The sequence below is a fragment of the Erythrobacter alti genome, from assembly GCF_037996805.1.
GTDB lineage: Bacteria > Pseudomonadota > Alphaproteobacteria > Sphingomonadales > Sphingomonadaceae > Alteraurantiacibacter > Alteraurantiacibacter alti.
This window is the reverse complement of record NZ_JBBNAX010000009.1, coordinates 76,760-95,484: the sequence shown is the minus strand read 5'-3', so window position 1 is coordinate 95,484 and position 18,725 is coordinate 76,760. Positions and strand designations below refer to the sequence as shown.

Sequence of the window (18,725 nt, the reverse complement as noted above, 5' to 3'; positions counted from 1 at the left end):
ATGAGCCAGGCGAAAAACCCGACAACCCCGAACATCAGGCCCGAGGTGATGGATAACGAAGAACTCGTTACCTATCCGACTGAGGCATTCCATTCGCGCGACTATCTGGAGGACGAGAAAAGGCTTCTTTGGCCCAAGATCTGGCAGATGGTGGAGCGCGAAGAGGACCTGCCCAATCCCGGTGACTGGCTGACGTATAACGTCGCTGATGAATCTGTGATTGTGCTGCGCAAGGACGATGGCTCGCTCAAGGCCTTTCACAATGTCTGCCCGCATCGCGGCCGTCAATTGGTGAGTGTGCCACACATGCTGCCTGACCAGGTCCACGATGTGCGCGGCAATAACCGCAAGAATTTCATCTGCGGTTTCCATGGCTGGACCTTCGACCAGGATGGCAACAACAGCTACATTCTCGATCCGCAGGATTGGGACAACAGGCTTACGCCTGCGATGACCTGTTTGTCTGAAGTGCGGGTCGATACGTGGGGCGGATTCGTCTACATCAACATGGACCCGGACTGCATGCCGCTCAGCGAGTGGATGGGATTTGCCGGTGAAGTGCTCGAAGCGCATGAACTCTCGAAGATGCGCTACAAATGGCGGCAGTGGGCGATCTACGACTGCAACTGGAAGACCGCGATCGAAGCCTTCCTCGAGCCCTATCATGTCGCCGGAACGCATACGCAGTTGCTCGCTTACGGCGATTACTATGCCTATTCGAAACAGTTCGGGCTGCATTCCGTGTCCGGCTATGACGTGCGCGAGGCAGAATTTGCCACCGAAACCAGCGGCGGAACCACACGCGCCGGCAAGGCCGGTCTCGATCCGCGCGTATCCACTTACGAGCTGATCCGCGAGAATTACGAGACGGTCAACTTCGCCGCCTCGACCGAAACTCTGGTCAATGCTGCGAGCCGCCTGAAAGACGAATTGCCCGAAGGTACCGCGCCGGGCGATGTCATCACCCACTGGATCTCGTCGGCCAAGGCAGACGATGCGAAACGCGGTGTCATCTGGCCCGAAATACCGCCACATATCCAGAAGGAATCCGGGCTCGCCTGGGGACTGTTTCCCAACCAGAACATCCTCCACGGCGCGACCTATGCGTTGTGCTACCGGGTCCGTCCGTATGGCGACGATCCCGACAAGTGCATCTTCGAAAGCTATGCGCTCGAACGTTTTCCCGAAGGTGAGGAACCAGAGACCGAGTGGGTCTACGCCGAACCGACCGGCGAAAACTGGGGTTCGGTCCTCGCGCAGGACTTTGCCAATATGGAATTCGTGCACAAGGGCATGAAATCAAGCGGCTTTCGTGGCCCGCTGCCCAATCCGCACCAGGAACAAAAAGTCATCAATTTACACCGCAATCTGGCCAATTTTATGGGCCGCGGTGGCGTAAGGAAAATCGACCTATGAGCTATGCCGACGAAAAGCCGAAAACCGCAACGTCCGACCTTTCCGTCAAGGAAGGCGGGATCCCGGTGTACAAGCGCATTCTCGACCTGTTCGAGGCCGAGGGCATCAAGACACTGTTCGGCATTCCCGATCCCAATTTCGTGCATTTGTGTCTCGAAGCCGAAGCGCGTGGCTGGACTGTCGTCTCGCCCCACCACGAAGCGTCTGCCGGGTTCATGGCCGAGGCTGCCAGCCGCATTACGGGCAAGCCTGCATTGTGCTTTGGTACGCTTGGCCCGGGCCTCGCCAACATGATGCCAGCGATACAGTGCTGCAAGGTCGAGAATTCACCGGTCATTTTTCTCGGCGGTCAGCGCGCCCGTGTCACCGAACGCCGTGTGCGTCGCGGTCGCATCCAGTTCGTGCGGCAGGAACCAATGATCGAGGATTCGGTGAAATATTCCGGAGCTATCGAATATGCCGACCAGACAGACGAGGTCATCCGCGAAGCTATCCGCGTGGCGATGTCGGGCACGCCAGGGCCGACCTACGTCGAATACCCCAGCCACATCATCCTCGAAGAACTTGATGCACCCGAGGTGCTGCCTCCGCACCGCTATCGTCTAACCAATCAGGGCGCAGACATCGATCAACTGGCAAAGGCCGCGGAAGCGATCAAGGCGGCGAAGCATCCGATCCTGCTGGTTGGCCATGCGGTTCACACCACCAAGAGCGGCGAAAAGGTCAAGGAACTGGCGCTGAAGATGAACTGCCCGGTCATTCAGACTTCGGGTGGAACCAGCTACATCAAAGGCATCGAAGACCGCACCTTCCAGTACGTCTTCGCCGATGCTTCCATCGATGCAGTCGAAGCGAGCGATTGTGTTGTGGCGCTGGGTACCGAGCTTGGCGAACCACTTCACTTCGGACGCTGGCGCCACTGGTACGAAGGCGAGGAAGGCCGCAAGTGGATCTACGTCCAGCAAGACCCGACAGCAATCGGCGTAAACCGCCCCATCGACATTCCGCTGGTGGGCGATCTGCGCGCCGTGGTTCCGCAACTGACGCGCTCTCTGGGTGATTGGCAGGGTGATGATGCCGACCTCAAGAAGTTCGTGAGGGACGCCGACGCCGAGCTAGCAGAGCTTGCGGCGGAAACGCTGACCAAGTCGGACGGAACGGGCAACGTCGCCATTCACACAAGCCGCTTCATTGTCGAAGCGACCAAGGCCTTCCCCAAGGATGGCATCATGATCCGCGATGGCGGAGCCACGGTTGTTTTCGGTTGGACCTACAACCAGTGCAAGCCCAACGATGTGATCTGGAACCAAAACTACGGCCACATCGGCACGGGCCTGCCCTATGCCACCGGAGCCATGCTGGCGGACCAGGCCGAAACCGGCCAGAACCGCCCCGGAATGCTGGTGACATCGGACAGCTCGTTCCTGTTCCATATTGCCGAGCTGGAAGTCGCCGTGCGTAAGAACCTGCCGCTCGTCTGCGTGGTCGGTGTCGATTTCCAGTGGGGCCTCGAAGTCGGTGTCTACAAACGCACCTTCGGCATGGGCACGGCGGAAACCGGCACTCACTGGAGCGATACCGTCCGCATGGACAAGATCGCAGAAGGGCTCGGCGCGGCAGGCGAATTTGTGACCAAGGCAGACGAAATCGGCCCTGCCATCGAACGCGCCTACGAGCGCGGCGGCGTGACCGTGATACACGTGCCGATCGACCCCAAGGCAAACTCGGAAGAGATGCCCAAATATGACAAATTCCGCACCTGGTACGCTGAAGGACAGCAATAAGACCAAGGGCGGCCGGGAGTTATTTCAATGCGCGAATATCTGAAGTTCTACATCGACGGCGCGTGGGTTGATCCACAAGGCTCGGGCACGCAGGACCTGATCAATCCGGCGAACGAGGAGGTCTCGGGCCGCATCGCGCTCGGCGATAAGTTCGATGTAGACAAGGCGGTTGCCGCCGCGCGCAAGGCCTTTCCAGCATGGTCGCAAAGCACCCGCGAAGACCGGCTCGAATTGCTCAAGGCGATCAAGGCAGAGTTCGAGAAGCGCCAGCCCGATCTGGCCGCTGCCATCACCGAGGAAATGGGGGCGCCAGCAAGCCTTGCAGGGGGATTCCACACTTTCCTCGGCATCGGGCACCTCGATGCGGCCATCGTTGCTCTCGAGAATTACGAATTTGAACAAAAGCACGGCGACACGCTGATCCGTAAGGAGCCTATCGGCGTCTGCGGCCTGATCACGCCGTGGAACTGGCCGATCAACCAGGTGACGGTGAAGGTCTTCCCAGCACTCGCAACCGGCTGCACCATGGTGTTGAAGCCGCCGCAACTCGCCGCCTACTCGGCGCAAATACTTGCAGAAGTACTCGATGCCGCGGGCGTTCCAGCGGGCGTGTTCAACATGGTGCAAGGTAAGGGATCGGTGATCGGCCACGCGCTGTCTACCCACCCCGATGTCGACATGATCAGCTTCACCGGCAGCGAGCCTGTGGGCGTGCAGATCCAGAAGGATGCAGCCGACACGGTCAAGCGCGTCTGCCTCGAGCTGGGCGGGAAAAGCCCCTATATCGTGCTCGATGATGGCTCGCTTACCGAAAAGGTCGCTGGCGCGGTTAGCGGCACGATGATCAATTCCGGACAGACCTGTAGCGCGGGCACCCGCCTGCTTGTCCCCGCAGCGCGGCTTGACGACGCGAAGCAAGCGGCGGCGAAGGCTGCCAACGATACTTCGGTTGGCGATCCTGCGGGCAATGTCGCGATGGGGCCTGTCGTTTCGGCAGACCAATTTGAGACCGTGCAAGGCTACATCGAGAAAGGGATTGCCGAAGGTGCTGAATTGGTGGCCGGTGGCCCCGGACGCCCCGAAGGTCTCGACAAAGGATACTTCGTCAAGCCAACCGTGTTCGTTGGCGACAACACCATGACCATTGCGCGCGAAGAGATATTCGGACCGGTGCTTGTTATGATCCCCTACTATGACATAGACGAGGCCGTAGATATCGCAAACGATACGCCCTTCGGCCTCGCCGGATATGTCGACGGGGAAAATCAGGAGGCCTGCCGCGCAATTGCGAAACGGCTGCGGGCCGGAGCGATCTACGTGAACGGAGGTTTCGACTTCAACGCGCCGTTCGGTGGCTACAAGCGCAGCGGTAATGGCCGTGAGTGGGGTGCCGAAGGCTTCGAGGAGTATCTCGAAACCAAGGCGATCGTGGGCCACGGCTGATGAGCACGGCAAGTCGCTTCGCCGGACCAGACAAGGCACAAGCGGCAGAAGGTTGGTTGCTGGAAAGAGCGACCCGGCCCAGCCGGTTATTCGGGGCCAACGGGATCAGAACTGGGCCTGACGGTCGCATATATGTCGCCCAGGTGCCCGGAAGCGCGGTAACCGCTATTGATCCGTACACCGGCGAAGCACAGGCGATCATCGCAATCGACGGTCCGATCACGTCACCTGACGATATCGCGTTCGACAGCGCCGGAAACATGTTCACCACCGAGCTTACAATCGGGCGTATCTCGATGCTGACGCCTTCGGGCAAGTATCACGTCATCGACGATGACATGCCCGTCGCCAATCCGATCACGATCCACGAAGATCGCCTGTTCGCGGGCGAATGCCGGATGGGCGGGCGCATTTTCGAACTCGATCGCAATGGTGGTGACCGGCGTTTGGTGATGGACGATGTGCCGATGCCCAACGCCTTTGAAATCGGGCCGGACGGCAAGCTCTATATCCCGATCATGGCCACAAACGAGATTTGGCGTATTGATCCTGCAGGTGGGCCGCATGAAGTTGTGGCGGGCGATCTGGGCGTGCCCGACAGTGTCAAATTCGACAGCAAGGGAAGGATCGTCAGCACGCAGGTCGCCAGTGGTCAGGTGCTGCGGATCGATCCGCAATCTGGCGAAAGCGAAGTGCTGGCGCAGCTAGGCCCGGGACTGGATAATTGTACCTTCGTGGGTGAGCGGCTGTTTGTTTCCTCGATCCCCGGCGATCTGGTCGAGGTGCTCGCCAATGGCAACGTCAGGCCACTTGTCGAACACGGATTACAATGGCCGATGGGCCTTGCGCTCTCACCAGATGGCGGACTGTTCATCGCCGATGGCGGCTTCGATTACATGCTCGGCGCAGGCGGCGCACTCGACGTCGTCGGCTTTCTGTTTGCGCCCGGGTTCCCCGGTTTTACCCGCGGCGTGGCTGCGAGCGGATCGGGTGAATGGGTAACCACGAACTCTATAGGGGCAGTCATGCGCTGGCGTCCCAGTGACGGCGAAAGCGAGCAGATATCAGCTGGCCACGATGTTCTCTACGGCGTTGCGACTGCACCCGACGGCGCAGTGATTTTCGCCGATGGCGCGGCTGGTCGAGTTCTGCGCGCCAAGGACGGAGAATCCGATGAGTTAGCCTCACGGCTTGACACGCCGATGGGCGTGGCTGTTGACAGCGACGGATCGGTTTATGCCAGCGAAAGTGGCGGTGGGCGGATCGTGAAATGTGCTGGCGGGCGTGCAGAAACCGTGATCGAAGGATTGGGCGAGCCGCAAGGTATCGCCATCGCTGATGGCAGACTCTATGCGGTAGATGTCGAAAGCAAGGAATTGATCCGCTGTGATATTTCAGGCCGCGGGCGTGAGACGTTGGCGAGCGGCCTGCCGGTCAAGGCTCCTCCGGGTATGACGCCGAAGCTGTTGGGCGCGGTGGGCGATATGTCCGGGCCGATGGTTCCTTTCTGCGGGATAGCGGTGGCAGAGGATGGTACCGTCTATGTCGCAGGCGATGCCGAGGGCAGCGTCCTCGCCATTCGCCCAGCCCACTAATCGCCGAGCAATCCGCCAAAATTGCGCGCCATTGTCTCGATCGCGGCCTGCGGATCGCGGCGGTATAGCGCTTCGACTTCAATCACCATCTTGTCGACCAGCACGCGATATTCGCCCGCTTCGATAGCGGCAAAGATTGTTCGCGCCGCATCCTCGGCCCCGGCTACATCGCGCGGCCGGTTGTCGCCGGTTTTTCTCTCGGGCATTTTGAGGCCTGAATTCTGACTGATGTTTGTGGCGACTGCGCCCGGCAAGACAAGTGTGACCTGGAGGTTTGAAGCAAGATATTCGGCATAAAGCGTTTCAGTCAGCAATTTGATTGCTGCCTTCGACGCGCCGTAGATTGCCTGGCCCGGTAGCGGTGCAATCGAGCTCATGCTGCCGACATTGACCAGCTGCGCCTCGGACCTCTCGAGCAAACCCGGCAGAAAGGCGCGTATCATATGAAGCGTGCCGAACCAGTTGACGTTGAAGACCCGTTCCATTGCATCGTCATCCAAATCGGCGAAGCGTACGAAGGGCTGGATGATGCCCGCGCAATTGACGAGACAATCGACCGGCTCATCAAGCCCATCTCGCAAAGTGACTATTGCCTCGCGATCAGTGACATCGAGCATTCTCGGCACGAAACTGTTGCGCAATTCAGGCGGAAGCAATTCACGTGTTTCGTCAAGACCCTCGGAGCGGATATCGCAACCGAATACACGCCCTCCCCCGCGCGCGATCTGATGGGCGAGCGCACGTCCGATACCGCTGCCAGCACCCGTAAGTACGACGGTTTTCCCGGACAGTTTCATTTCGGGCGCACGTAGGTTTCTTCGTCCTCTGCAGGACCTGCCGGAAAGGCTCCGTAATCCGGTGTCGGCGCAAAGGTTTCGCAAAGGTCAGTGGGACCGCGATATTTGAACGACCAGTGCCGTTTGGCAAAGCGCCAGCGACCGCCCTCGACCACATAGTCATCATGATAGACGCCAATGGTGATCGCTCCGCTGCCATCTTTCATCTGCGACAGTTCGATCATCTGCTGGCGACCTTTGGCGCCGCTATTGGTCAATTCGAGGATCGGGGTTTGCGCGATTAGCTGGATGCGCTCGCAATAGGCGAGCATCGGGCCGGTCGATGCGAAGATCGCATCGCGCCCCGCCATCGTCTGGCCGGCAATCTTCCAAACGCCATCTTCGGCGAAGCAGTCTGCGAACTCGCGGATGTCCTGCCGGAACACGGCATCGACAAAGCGCGCATGTAACTGACCAATTCCTACGGCGGCGGTTGTGAATTCGTCCATCCTGCCCTCCTTGCCCGCAATTGTTAGCCATCGGATGGGCCCCCGCCCAGACTGGCAGAAACCAATGCAGCCTCGCGCCGCAAGGTATCGCCCAAGCGATCAGGCCCGGCAGCGGAGATCACTCCTTCCAGCCCCAGCGCCACAATCGCATGAGAAGGGGTAGCCGATGTCGTATAGACTGGCGCTGCTAGGACGGTGACACCGGCGATATAATGTCCCGCATCAATGGCATAGCCATCGCGGCGTGCCTGTTCGACCTGCTTCTTCCAGAGATTGAAACCAGGAGGATTATCCCACCGCAATTGGTCAAACCGCTTGCGCAGGCGTGCCGGATCATGCGCTCCGAAAGCCGCGATACAGCGGCCTGTGGCGCTGATCAGAGCAGGGAAACGGCTACCGACGCGGGTGCTCAGGCTGAAGTTTCCCTCGCTCTCCGAAACGGCCAGCGCGATGATGTGATCGAGGCCTGATATCTGCACGCCCAGCGCAGTCACGCCGTGTTCGGAGGCAATCTTGTCGAGCGAGGACTGCACCACGCCAGGGAAAGGATCGCTACGCAGGTATTGCCTGGCAAGCGTCAGGATTCCCGCGTCGAGCCGATAGCGCTTGGTAGGTTGGTCAAACGCGACAAGCCCTTCCCCAACCAAGGTCCTCAGGACGTAAAGACATGTGCTGGGGACCAACCCCAACTCCCGCGCGATGGGCTGCAATCCCATAGGTCCATCGGCCTTGCCGAGGAGCCGAAGGATAGCGGCCGCACGCGCAATGGCGGGCGCTTTGCTGGACTTTACTGCCCCATCAAGATCAGTCACCTTCATTCGATATATTGAATAGCGTTCAATATTTGCAATGGCAAGGCGCTTGTGCGATTTAATGTGCCGACGGCGCGGCGATTCGCGTCTCTGGATGATGGACCGATGATGAAGCTCTCCGAGATGACCAGCTTTGCCGATGCGCAGGCGCATGCCTGTTCGGACCGGCTGTGGGAGCTGTTCGACGGTGATCGCGAGACGATGAACATCACGCATGAGTGCATCCTGCGCCATGCCGACGGGACGGGTCGCCCGGCTGTCAGCATCGCACATGGCGACGGCGAAAACGAAATTGTCAGCTTCGATGACCTCGCAGCCACTGCTTCACAATTTGCCAACTGGCTCGACCAGCAAGGCGTGCAAAAGGGCGATCGAATTGCTGTGATGCTGCCGCCTTCGCTGCTGAATTATGCCTGCCTGTTCGGGGCGATCCTGCACGGCTCAATTGCCGTCCCGCTGTTCACCCTGTTCGGCCCGGATGCCTTGCGCCTGCGTGTTGATGACTGCAATCCGGTTATCCTCGTAACAGACGCAGAAAAGGCTGACGATGCGCGATCGATCGAGGGGCCGCGCGTTCTTCTGGCCGATGATAAGTTGCTGGCCGAACTCGAAGCTTGCTCAGCGCGATACATCCCCCATAGCAAAGCCGATGATCTGGCCTTCTTCCAGTATACATCCGGCACGACCCGGGAACTGCCTGAGGCGGTGAAGCACACGCACCGCTCGGTCGTCACGCTGATGTATGCCGCGCTTTACGGCACCGGTATTCGTCCAGGCGACCGTTTCTTCTGCCCCTCCAGCCCCGCATGGGGTCACGGCCTCGTTCATGGCACGATGGCACCATTGGCAATGGGTGTTTCGACCGGCACTATGGGTCGCGGGCGCTTCGATCCGGTACGCATGATGCAGGCGTTGGAAGAGTTTGGCATCACCAATCTCTCCGCCGCCGCCACCCACTACCGGATGATGAAAAATTCCGGTCGCTCAAGCGAGTTCGCTTTCGGCCTCAAGAAAATGTCCTTCACTGGCGAACCGATCGACGAGGCTACGCTCGACTGGATCGACGGAACATTCGGAATCGATGCGTGCTCCATGTACGGTACGACCGAGATTGGTGTGGTGCTGGTGAATTACCCCGGCGCACAGGACTTCAAGGTGAAGCCCGGCTCGCTCGGCAAACCGGTCCCCGGACTCGAACTGCAGGTGCAGCGCCCCGACGGCACCCCGACCGACCCCGGTGAGATCGGCGAGCTGATGCTCAAGCGCAAGACCGGCTGGCTCTCAACCAAGGACCAGGCGAAGATCGACGAAGACGGCTATTTCTACCACTGCGGGCGCGCTGATGACGTCATCATTTCGGCTGGCTGGACGATGAGCGCAGTCGAGATCGAAAACACGATGCTTAAGCATGACGATGTGCTCGAATGCGCGGTAATTGGCGCTCCCGACGAGAAGCGCGGGCTTGTGGTCAAGGCCTTCGTGATTTCGAAACGCGCTCCGTCCGCCCCTTTCGTGAAGGAACTGCAGGACTTCACCCGCACTCGCCTCGCACAACATGAATTTCCGCGGCTCGTCGAATTCGTTGACGAACTGCCCAAGACACCGGCCGGCAAGGTCAACCGCAAGATCCTCCGCGATCGCGAAGCGGCTGCCGCTGCCAAAGCCGCCTGAATATTCCAAGGAGAACACCCCGATGGCAACCGTCCTGAAAACCGAACAGCGTTTCCCCAAGATAACCGAGGAAGGTCTCGAAGACCTGCGCAAGCGCATCGGCGTAAAGATCGAAAACACGGTTGAGCCGTGGAACTATGAAGCCACGCGTGACGGCATCCGCCACTATGCGCACGGTATCGGAGACGACAATCCGCTGTGGTGCGATCCCGATTATGCGGCGAAGACAAAATATGGCTCGATCGTCGCGTTGCCGAGCTTCCTGTTCTCGACCAGCCGCATCGTGTCCGGCTATTGCGGCGGGCTGCCCGGCGTCCACGCCATGTGGGCCGGCGCCAACTGGAGCTGGCACAAGCCGGTCCTGCGTAATGATGTGATCCGCACCGAAGCCTATCTGAAGGACCTCGTCGAGCACCAGACCCGCTTTGCCGGTCGCGCTTTCCAGCAGATCTACCACGTCGATTTCTACAACCAAAACGGCGACCACGTTGCCGAATGCGACAGCTACGTGTTCCGCACCGATCGTGACGAAGCGCGTGAACGTGGGACGAAGTATGAAAGTGTCAAAGGCGGCACCGACCGCATTTCGCAAGAACAGCTCGAAGAGTGGTTCGACCTCTATCGCAACGAAGAAATCCGTGGCAGTACGCCCCGCTTCTGGGAAGATGTTTCGGAAGGCGACGCCCTGCCCCGGATGATGAAGGGCCCGATGACCGTCACCGGCTTTATCGGTTATGCTCAAGGCTGGGGTGGCCTTTACATCCGCACCAATAAGCTTCATTTTCAGCTGATCGACGCCCACCCCGGTCTCGGCATTCCCAACCACTTTGGTATTCGCGACGTGCCCGAGCGGGTCCACTGGGATGACGCCTTCGCGCGCGAAGTCGGTACACCGGGTGCCTATGACTACGGACCAGAGCGTTGCAGCTGGCTCACCCACCACATCACCAACTGGATCGGCGATGATGGCTTCCTGACCAAGTCGGATTGCCAGATCCGCCGCCACAATCCTGATGGCGATGTGATCTTCATCGACGGGAAGGTATCGCGCAAGTTCGAGGAGGGCGGCAAGAAATTCGTCGAAATCGAACAGCGTGCGGAGACCCATCGCGGCGAAATGAGCGCCATCGGCACCGCCGTGGCCGAGCTGCCAAGCAAGGGCTGAGGGTAAGGCGCGATGGACGGATTTGCAGTTCTCGACACCCTGTTCAACGGCGAACGGTCGCTCCAGCTATGGTTCGGCCTGTTCGTCGTGACAGGAATTGTGGCTGGTCTTGTCACCGGCTTCTTCAAGTCGCGCAAGATCCAGCCCAAGGGCTTCAAATGGCACCGCTTCCGGATGGAAGGCCTTTATGGCGTAATCAATGTCGCCATATCGGGCACGATCATCGCGTGGAGTACCGGCTGGTTGCAGGACAACAGCATGATCGTGATCGATCCCGCGCCGGTCAACTGGTGGATGGTAGCGGTTGAATACATCGCCTACTTCTTCCTGTTCGATACCTGGTTCTACTGGCTCCATCGCTGGATGCACAAAGAACCGATCTACACCTATGTTCACAAGCTGCACCACCTCTCCACATCGCCCAACCTGCTGACGACGATCTCAGTCAACCCGCTGGAGTCCCTGATCAATGGTGGCTTCGTTCCGATATTCCTGACCTGCGCTACGTTGCTGGCGCTACCCATCAGCGAACAGGCCATGTTCCTGATTGGCCCGACCAACATCATCATGGGACTTTATGTCCACTCAGGTTATGAGTTCCTGCCGCGCTGGTGGAACAAGAGCTGGGCAACCAAGTGGTTCATCACGGCTACTTTCCACGACCAGCACCACAAATATTTCAACTACAATTTCGGCGGCTACATGACGATCTGGGATTACATGTGCGGCACGAAACGCAAGAAATACGAAGTCGATTTCGAAAAAGTTGCTGTTCGCAATGCCAAGCCCGCTTCAGCGCCGTCGGAAGGTGCGCAGGTCTGAGCCAAGACAAAGGGGACGGGTGATGAATTTTCTAAGACTGATCTCTGGAACATCGGCCCTAACCTTTGCTGTCTTCGCGTCACCCTTGGCGGGGCAGGAACACCGCGGTCCCGCATTCTCGGAAGATGGCACGGTCAACGTCTCGGCCTTCGACTTGCCGCCATCGGTTCTCGCAAGCGATGAATCACGCCAGGCACAGGAAATGCGCGGGCGCATTCCGGTTGGTGCGATGACGACCGGGCAAGACCCGGAGATCGGTGCCCGCCGCGCAACACTCGCACGAATGCTCCAACCGCGTGTTGACCTGATCCAGCAGATGTATCCGGCACGCGTAGAAGAGGCCGTCATCGCCGGTGTTCCGGTGCGTATTATCACGCCTGCCGAAGGGGAATTCGATCCCGGGCGCGTGCTCATCAATTTGCATGGCGGCGCGTTCAACGTGTGCTGGGAAAGTTGCTCGCTGATCGAATCCATCCCAATTGCGGTCATGGGCGGATACCGCGTGATCAGCGTGAACTACCGGATGGCTCCCGAACATCGGCATCCCGCTGGCGTAGAAGACGCAGCGGCAGTCTTTGGATCTCTTCTAGAAGACTATGATCCAGATAGCATCGGTGTCTTTGGCTGTTCAGCAGGCGGCGCATTGACCGCCCAACTGGCTGCATACCTGCCCACTAACGACATGCCGCAAATGGGCGCAGCCGGAATATTCGGTGCCGGAGGTGTGCGCTTCCAGTCAGGTGATTCCGCTTATATTGCCGCCAATATAGATGGCAGCTTTCCCGGCCCTGACGTTGATGGTCAACTCGCGCAGGATCTGACGCTGGGATATTTCGATGGTGCCGATTATGCCGATCCGATTATCTCGCCCGCACTCCATCCCGAAGTGATCGCCAGCTTCCCTCCTACGCTGATCACTACCGGCACGCGGGCGATGGACCTCAGTCCGGCAATCGTCACAAACAGCGCACTATTGGCGCAGAATGTTAATTCAACGCTGATCGTGGGTGAGGCGATGGGGCATTGCTATCAATACAATCCCGCGCTTCCCGAAAGCCGAGAGGCTTATGCCGCAACTGTGCGGCACTTCCGGCAAAATCTCGATTGAACAGTCCTAGGTGGGCATCGCCGCTGCCATTGATGCGCGCGCATCACGGATGGGTTCGCTTCCGTCCCATTCGGCTGCAATCTTGCGCATGGAATCGAACCAATTGTCGAACGGGCCGTGATGCACGAACTGGAAAAGGACGGGATTGTCCGCCCCCTTGGGTTCGCAATAGATTTCAACTGCCTCATCCGAACCGGGCAAGCGAAACTCCTGAACGATTTCCAACGGCTTACCCGCAGCCGCACTGGCGGCAAGGGTCGCTTCGAAATCGTCTGAGAAATAGGCCATGTGGTGCAAGCCGCCTTGCGGATTGCGGGTCAGGAATTCCCAATAGGCTGACTGCTGTTCGCCGCGCGGTGCAATGATCTCGAAGCAGGTGTCGCCCGAATAGCAAAATCCGACATCCATATCGAGCGCGTGCTCTTCACCGCGATAGATGCCCATGCCGCCGCTGCGCATGGTCCAGAACGGTCCTATACCTCCCGCAGCCAAGCGCTCGATCGCCGCATCGAAATCCGAATAGACGTAGCATTGGTGGATGGGGTTTCCGTAGAGCCTGCTCATTCGACCACTCCAAGATGTTCGGCAAAGAAATCAGCCATCACCTGATAGGCCTCGCGCGATTCCGGCAGCGTAGGGTCATAGTAAAAAGCGTGGCCCAACCCGTCCCAGACATGCAGGTCTGCCTCGACACCGGCCTTCACCAGTTCGCGATGCGTATTGATCGCCGAGCTCATTTCCATGGCCCGTGTTGCTGTAATGATCAGGCTTGGCGGAAACTGCGCCATAAGGTCCGCATCCTCGACCGGCGAAACAAGCGGATTGGTCCGCTCCGATCCGTCGAAATAGGATATGGGGGCTACTCCATCCTGCTGGGCAAGACCCTGAAACGGGCGTGCATAATGCATTGAGTCACCACCGCGAAAACGGTCCGCCGAAGCGCAGAAAATGCCTACAGCTGCGGGGAGTGGCAATCCTTCCTGGACATACCAAGCGATCGATTGCGCTGCGAGCGCGCCTCCCGCAGAGCAGCCGAAAATCGCAATATTTTCCGGAGCATAGGACTCGAGCAAGGCACGATAGACGGCTGCCGAGTCTTCACTTGCTGCCGGAAAGCGATGCTCCGGAGCTTGCCGATAGCTGATCGATACGACGCGCACTCCCGCAAGACCCGCAACAGGTATGCTCTCGGTCATCCCCGTGCCGTCTGCTGTCCCCGCGACAAAGCCGCCACCGGGGAAGTTGATCATCACCTTATCCGAATTGCTGCCAGCGGATTCTCCAGTGGGAATAGCCCACATCACCGGTACACCGGCGATCTCGCCCGCCTCGGTTGTTACGCCATAAGTCTGGCGCATCATTTCATGCATCGGTACCATGCTGCGTCCCGCCATCGGGCGAATTGCTGCAGGGTCAGGCGCATTGAGAATCAGTGATAACATCGCCTGCGGATCGCTCGCTTCACGCGGGAGCGATGCGGCCGCTTCCTCGCTGAGATAAACGGACGGCGGCAGGCGGAAGCTGCCCACGACGACAGTTCCATCCTTCTCGATTTCGCCAGAAGTCTCTGGCGGAGGAAGCTCGACCTGTGCGGTTGCAGCTTGCGCATATGCCAGACTTGCGAACGCAATAATGGCGCGAGGGATAAACATTCAAAGTCCTCCTCAATTATTCGGCGTCGCTCCAGACCGATGTCAGCGCCCTGGGAGAGAGATATTTTGTCCGGGTCCAGCCGCCATCGACCACGATCGACTGGCCATTGATCATTTCTCCGCCGGGCGAGCACAAGAATGCGATAACGCTGGCGACGTCCTCTGCCTCTGCGAGCCTCGGATAGGGTGTGGTCTCGACATTCACGCGCTTGAACGTCTCATCTTCAAAACGATGGCGAACCATGTCGGTCATGGTCACACCGGGCGCGACATTGTTGCTGCGGATTCCCTGCGGACCGTACTCCACGGCCATGTGTTCTGTGAGCGAGCGTAGCCCGCCTTTGGCAGCCGAATAGGGGCCACCGCGCTTGCCGCCGATCATGGCAAAAGTGCTGGTGACATTCACTACGCCCGAGCCCGGCTTCATATGCACGATGGCCTCTCGGCTCAGGCGGAATGGCGCGCGCAACATGACGTCGAGAAACAGGTCGAGTTTCGCGTCATCGGTCTCGTGCAACGGTGAAGGACTGCCAAGGCCCGCATTGTTGATCAGGAAATCAACACCGCCGAATTTGTCCAGTGCGCACTGGACAATGCGCGCCGGGCCATCATCGTCCGTCACATCGACAGACAGGGTGGCAAGGCGGTCGTCTCCTCCACCAAGCGCATCGCGCAGGCTGCCAAGCTTGGCTTCATCGCGTCCGATGCCGACCACGGCGAGGCCCTGCTCATGCAGCATTTTAGCAGTTGCCAGGCCGATACCGCTGCCCGCGCCGGTGATGATCGCAACCTTCATGGCTTACAGGTCGTATTCGATGATCTTGCCGTCGAAATTGCCGAGCAAGGTGTGCGTGGCGGCGGCCAGTTTCTCTTTCGGCGCCCCCTTCAGATAGCCGTCGATGATCCGGTTGTAATTGCTGATCATCCCTTCGACATCCTTTGCGAGGCGCATGAACTCGAAGCCTTCGGCATGCAGTCCGCGCTGCTGGATCGGGATGTTGCCGTAATCCTGCCGCGGGATCTCGGGGAATTGGTCGCTATCGTAGGGCAGCACCGTCGGCTCACGCGGCGGCTCTGGCTCTTTTCCCTTCGGATAATTGGTAAGCGACCATAATTCGAACACGCAGCTTTCCGGGCCGAGCGGGCGGATGCGATACGACGAGGCTCCGCTGAAGAACGGCAGTAGGAAATAATGCGGGAAGGTGAACTCAACCGCCTGGATCGGGTGCGACTGCGCAGCAGCGTTGAGATCGGGCAAGTCTTCGCCCGCAGCCCGCAATTGCTCCACCACCTGATGCTGCACGATACCGTACCACATGGGCACCGCTTCTGCGGGATCTTCGGGCAGGTCGACTTCGAGCAATTGTTCGGCAATCGCCACTTCCTTGGCGTGAACCATTCCCGCCATCCCCGCGCTCAGCAGCTTCATATGCTTGAACTGCGCGGCGATGTTGTCCTTCACTGAGAGATTGGGATTGATCGGCAGGCCGATGCCGCCGGTGTCCATGCCGTACATCGAATTGTAGAGCTGAGGCACGGCGCGCTGCAATTGCGGGTGCGTGCGCATCACGTGGTAGCCTTCCATGAAGGCCTCCATCGCGGTTTTCCAGTTTGCCGGGAGGACTGTCGAGTACCACCACTCTGAACGCAGGTTGCCGATACCGTGCGCTTCGAGCGCCTCTATCTGAGGGCCCAGAGCCTCGCGAAGCGGCAATGCATCATCGTCAAAATTGATGAAGGCGCAGCCGATCGCAGTTTCGACGCGGCACGGCCTCAGCGCCAGCTCGGCCTTGTCGAGCTGGTCTTCAGAGAACATGTGCTCGCCATAGACGAAGGTGTTCTCGCCTTCTGCGTTAAAGCGCCAGCCGTGAAACGGGCAGATGAACCCTTGCGTCTTGCAATTGCCAACCTCGCCTTCCTTGGCAAGCGGCACACCGCGATGGCGGCAGGCGTTGTGGTAGGCCTTGATGCCATCCTTTGCGCGAACCACGATGATCGATTTGCCGAGGATCGAATATTCGACGTAATCGCCGACATTTTCGAGCAGTTCCAATCGGGCGGCCATTTGCCATGTCTTTGGCCAGAGGTGTTCCACTTCAAGATCGAAGAACTGCTGGTCGTAGTATCGCTTGGCGGGAATCCGTTCGGGATCCGTCACTTCAAAGGGAATGTCCCCAAAGCTGCCGGGATCTGCCTCTGCCATCGGTCGAACCTCTCAAGAATTTTGTGTTGGAAAGAGGGCTAACCTCTCCCGCCGCGTGCTCAAAGCCCTTCGCGCGAAAAGCGCGCGGGCGATGAAGGGCATATCAGGACGAAAGTTCTTCGCGCAGGATATGTTTCAGCACTTTCCCGGCATCATTCTTCGGAAGGTTTCCGCGCAGATCGACAAGCTCGGGATATTTGAAGCGCGCGACCCCGAAACCCGCCATATATGCGCCAAGCGACGCGACATCCGGAGTAGCGCCATCGCGCGGAACAATTACCGCACACGCCTTCTCGCCGGTACGCTGATCGGGAATGCCGACGATCGCGATCTCGGTGATATCGGGGTGGCCCAGCAGGAGGTCTTCGACTTCCTTGGGGGCAATGTTCTCGCCATTGCGAATAATCAGGTCCTTGATCCGGCCCGTTACGACGAGATGGCCCGAAGCGGTAAGTTCACCCTGATCACCTGTACGATAAAAGCCCTGCTCATCGAAGGCGCTCTCTTCATCTTCGGGATGGAGATAACCCGCAAGCATCTGTGGCCCACGCGCGCGGATTTCGCTTGCTTCTCCGAGGATCACTTCTGCAATTCCGGGTTTGCCGTCGGTATCGGCTGCCTCGTCCATACCCTTGCTGGTGAGCGAACCCACCGTTGTCACAGGCACCTCGGTAGAGCCATAAACCCGCGTCACTCTTGCATTGGCAAAATGATCGCTCGCCTCGCGGATCAGCAAAGGCGGAACCGACGCGCCGCCGCAAATGAACACCTTGAGATCGGGCAAGTCGGTGCACGCCGCTTTCGCTGCATCGAGCAGGTGCTGCAGGAAAGGCGTAGCGCCCGCCATGTGCGTGATGCGATGATTGCGCATATGCTCGAGAGCTTCTGCAGGCTCCCACCGCTCCATCAGGATTGCGCTCGTGCCAAGCAGCAATGGTGCCTCAAAGGCGTAGATCGACCCTCCGATATGGCTGACAGGCGATGAAACGAGGAAGCTGTCACCGGGCTCGACCAGCCAATGCTCGCCGATCTGGGCAATCAGCGCGTTGATCGTATTGTGCGTATGAAGAACGCCCTTGGGCCTGCCGGTCGTGCCCGATGTGTACATGAGCATACGCACATCGTCAGGGTCAAGAGCGACCGTCGCAAGGCCATCCTGTGAAGAACATAGGGCGGGATAAGACAGCGACGGGCCCGCATTGCCGCGCACGACTACAACATCTGCACGCTGTTCCATTTCGGCGACCACGCCGCGCACCATTTCTGCACATTCAAAGCCGCGGAATTCTTGCGGCACGAAGATCATCCGCGTCCCGGCGTCGGGAAGGATGAAACGCAGATCGTGAGCGCGCAGTGAAGGAAGGATCGGATTGGCGACCATTCCGGCCAGCGTCGCGGCAAGATAGATCACCGCCGCCTCATGCCAGTTGGGCAGCATGAAGGAGACGACACTGCCCTTCTCCATGCGTGCCTGCATCGCGCCTGCCAAAGCCTGTGCGTCATGCAATAAAAGGTTGGCTGTTACGCGCGTCTCGCCATCGATCAGCAGGACGCGCTCAGGTTCGGATTTCGCAGCGTCGCGCAAGGCATCGGCCAGCGTCGTGTCGCTCCACAGTCCGGCATCGCGGGCAGCCTGAGCGAGCACGCGATCATCGCGCACCGACCAATTTCCAGCGTTGCGTCGCTCCATCATCCTGTTGTCCGAAATCCTGAATGCACAACCAGCAAGACCGGACAAAGCCGCTCGGTGCAACAGGCGGGGCGGCGGC

The 18,725-nt window shown here is 59.1% G+C and carries 16 protein-coding genes; 8 read left to right on the top strand and 8 right to left on the bottom strand.

Annotated elements, in window-relative coordinates; all coding sequences use genetic code 11:
• The 4 genes from AAC850_RS12240 to AAC850_RS12225 are packed head-to-tail and all read left to right on the top strand — an operon-like array spanning position 1 to position 6,238.
• The gene (locus AAC850_RS12240; protein ID WP_340589059.1) at positions 1 to 1,416 is read left to right on the top strand and encodes an aromatic ring-hydroxylating oxygenase subunit alpha; all 1,416 of its coding nucleotides are present in this window, start codon (positions 1 to 3) and stop codon (positions 1,414 to 1,416) included.
• The gene (locus AAC850_RS12235) at positions 1,413 to 3,200 is read left to right on the top strand and encodes a thiamine pyrophosphate-binding protein (protein WP_340589058.1); all 1,788 of its coding nucleotides are present in this window, start codon (positions 1,413 to 1,415) and stop codon (positions 3,198 to 3,200) included. The genes AAC850_RS12240 and AAC850_RS12235 overlap by 4 nt, the downstream gene beginning before the upstream one ends.
• A 27-nt stretch (positions 3,201 to 3,227) precedes the next feature.
• Positions 3,228 to 4,643 carry an aldehyde dehydrogenase family protein gene (locus tag AAC850_RS12230; protein ID WP_340589056.1) on the top strand — a complete coding sequence of 472 codons (1,416 nt, stop codon included), beginning with the start codon at positions 3,228 to 3,230 and terminating at the stop codon, positions 4,641 to 4,643.
• The gene (locus tag AAC850_RS12225) at positions 4,643 to 6,238 is read left to right on the top strand and encodes a Vgb family protein (RefSeq protein ID WP_340589054.1); all 1,596 of its coding nucleotides are present in this window, start codon (positions 4,643 to 4,645) and stop codon (positions 6,236 to 6,238) included. The genes AAC850_RS12230 and AAC850_RS12225 overlap by 1 nt, the downstream gene beginning before the upstream one ends.
• On the opposite strand, the gene AAC850_RS12220 is transcribed toward AAC850_RS12225, so the two are convergent.
• From AAC850_RS12220 to AAC850_RS12210, 3 genes are read right to left on the bottom strand one after another with little or no spacing between them, the layout of a single operon-like run.
• On the bottom strand, positions 6,235 to 7,035 hold the full coding sequence (locus AAC850_RS12220; RefSeq protein WP_340589053.1) for an SDR family NAD(P)-dependent oxidoreductase: 801 nt from the start codon (positions 7,033 to 7,035) through the stop codon (positions 6,235 to 6,237). The two genes, AAC850_RS12225 and AAC850_RS12220, sit on opposite strands and share 4 nt — an antisense overlap.
• Positions 7,032 to 7,523: a nuclear transport factor 2 family protein gene (locus AAC850_RS12215; protein ID WP_340589051.1), complete on the bottom strand. Its 492-nt coding sequence runs from the start codon at positions 7,521 to 7,523 to the stop codon at positions 7,032 to 7,034. Before AAC850_RS12215 ends, AAC850_RS12220 begins: the two co-directional genes overlap by 4 nt.
• Positions 7,524 to 7,546: 23 nt before the next feature.
• Positions 7,547 to 8,341, bottom strand: a complete 795-nt coding sequence (locus AAC850_RS12210; protein WP_340589050.1) for an IclR family transcriptional regulator — start codon at positions 8,339 to 8,341, stop codon at positions 7,547 to 7,549.
• A 99-nt stretch (positions 8,342 to 8,440) separates the two neighbouring features.
• Between AAC850_RS12210 and AAC850_RS12205 the strand changes: the two genes are divergently transcribed.
• From AAC850_RS12205 to AAC850_RS12190, 4 genes are read left to right on the top strand one after another with little or no spacing between them, the layout of a single operon-like run.
• Positions 8,441 to 10,006 carry an acetate--CoA ligase gene (locus AAC850_RS12205; protein WP_340589048.1) on the top strand — a complete coding sequence of 522 codons (1,566 nt, stop codon included), beginning with the start codon at positions 8,441 to 8,443 and terminating at the stop codon, positions 10,004 to 10,006.
• 22 nt (positions 10,007 to 10,028) lie between these two features.
• Positions 10,029 to 11,171, top strand: a complete 1,143-nt coding sequence (locus AAC850_RS12200; RefSeq protein ID WP_340589046.1) for an FAS1-like dehydratase domain-containing protein — start codon at positions 10,029 to 10,031, stop codon at positions 11,169 to 11,171.
• Positions 11,172 to 11,183: 12 nt separating this feature from the next.
• Positions 11,184 to 11,993: a sterol desaturase family protein gene (locus AAC850_RS12195; RefSeq protein WP_340589044.1), complete on the top strand. Its 810-nt coding sequence runs from the start codon at positions 11,184 to 11,186 to the stop codon at positions 11,991 to 11,993.
• A gap of 22 nt (positions 11,994 to 12,015) precedes the next feature.
• Positions 12,016 to 13,101 (top strand): alpha/beta hydrolase, encoded by a 1,086-nt coding sequence (locus AAC850_RS12190; RefSeq protein WP_340589043.1) that lies wholly within the window; start codon positions 12,016 to 12,018, stop codon positions 13,099 to 13,101.
• Between the two features lie 6 nt (positions 13,102 to 13,107).
• On the opposite strand, the gene AAC850_RS12185 is transcribed toward AAC850_RS12190, so the two are convergent.
• From AAC850_RS12185 to AAC850_RS12165, 5 genes are all read right to left on the bottom strand, one after another.
• Positions 13,108 to 13,665 carry a VOC family protein gene (locus AAC850_RS12185; protein ID WP_340589041.1) on the bottom strand — a complete coding sequence of 186 codons (558 nt, stop codon included), beginning with the start codon at positions 13,663 to 13,665 and terminating at the stop codon, positions 13,108 to 13,110.
• On the bottom strand, positions 13,662 to 14,753 hold the full coding sequence (locus AAC850_RS12180; RefSeq protein ID WP_340589039.1) for an alpha/beta hydrolase fold domain-containing protein: 1,092 nt from the start codon (positions 14,751 to 14,753) through the stop codon (positions 13,662 to 13,664). The genes AAC850_RS12185 and AAC850_RS12180 overlap by 4 nt, the downstream gene beginning before the upstream one ends.
• A gap of 16 nt (positions 14,754 to 14,769) precedes the next feature.
• On the bottom strand, positions 14,770 to 15,549 hold the full coding sequence (locus AAC850_RS12175; RefSeq protein WP_340589037.1) for an SDR family NAD(P)-dependent oxidoreductase: 780 nt from the start codon (positions 15,547 to 15,549) through the stop codon (positions 14,770 to 14,772).
• A gap of 3 nt (positions 15,550 to 15,552) precedes the next feature.
• Positions 15,553 to 16,956: an aromatic ring-hydroxylating oxygenase subunit alpha gene (locus tag AAC850_RS12170; RefSeq protein WP_340589035.1), complete on the bottom strand. Its 1,404-nt coding sequence runs from the start codon at positions 16,954 to 16,956 to the stop codon at positions 15,553 to 15,555.
• A 103-nt stretch (positions 16,957 to 17,059) separates the two neighbouring features.
• A complete protein-coding gene (locus AAC850_RS12165; protein ID WP_340589034.1) occupies positions 17,060 to 18,646 on the bottom strand; it encodes an AMP-binding protein in 1,587 nt (528 codons plus the stop codon).
• Positions 18,647 to 18,725: the final 79 nt, after the last annotated feature.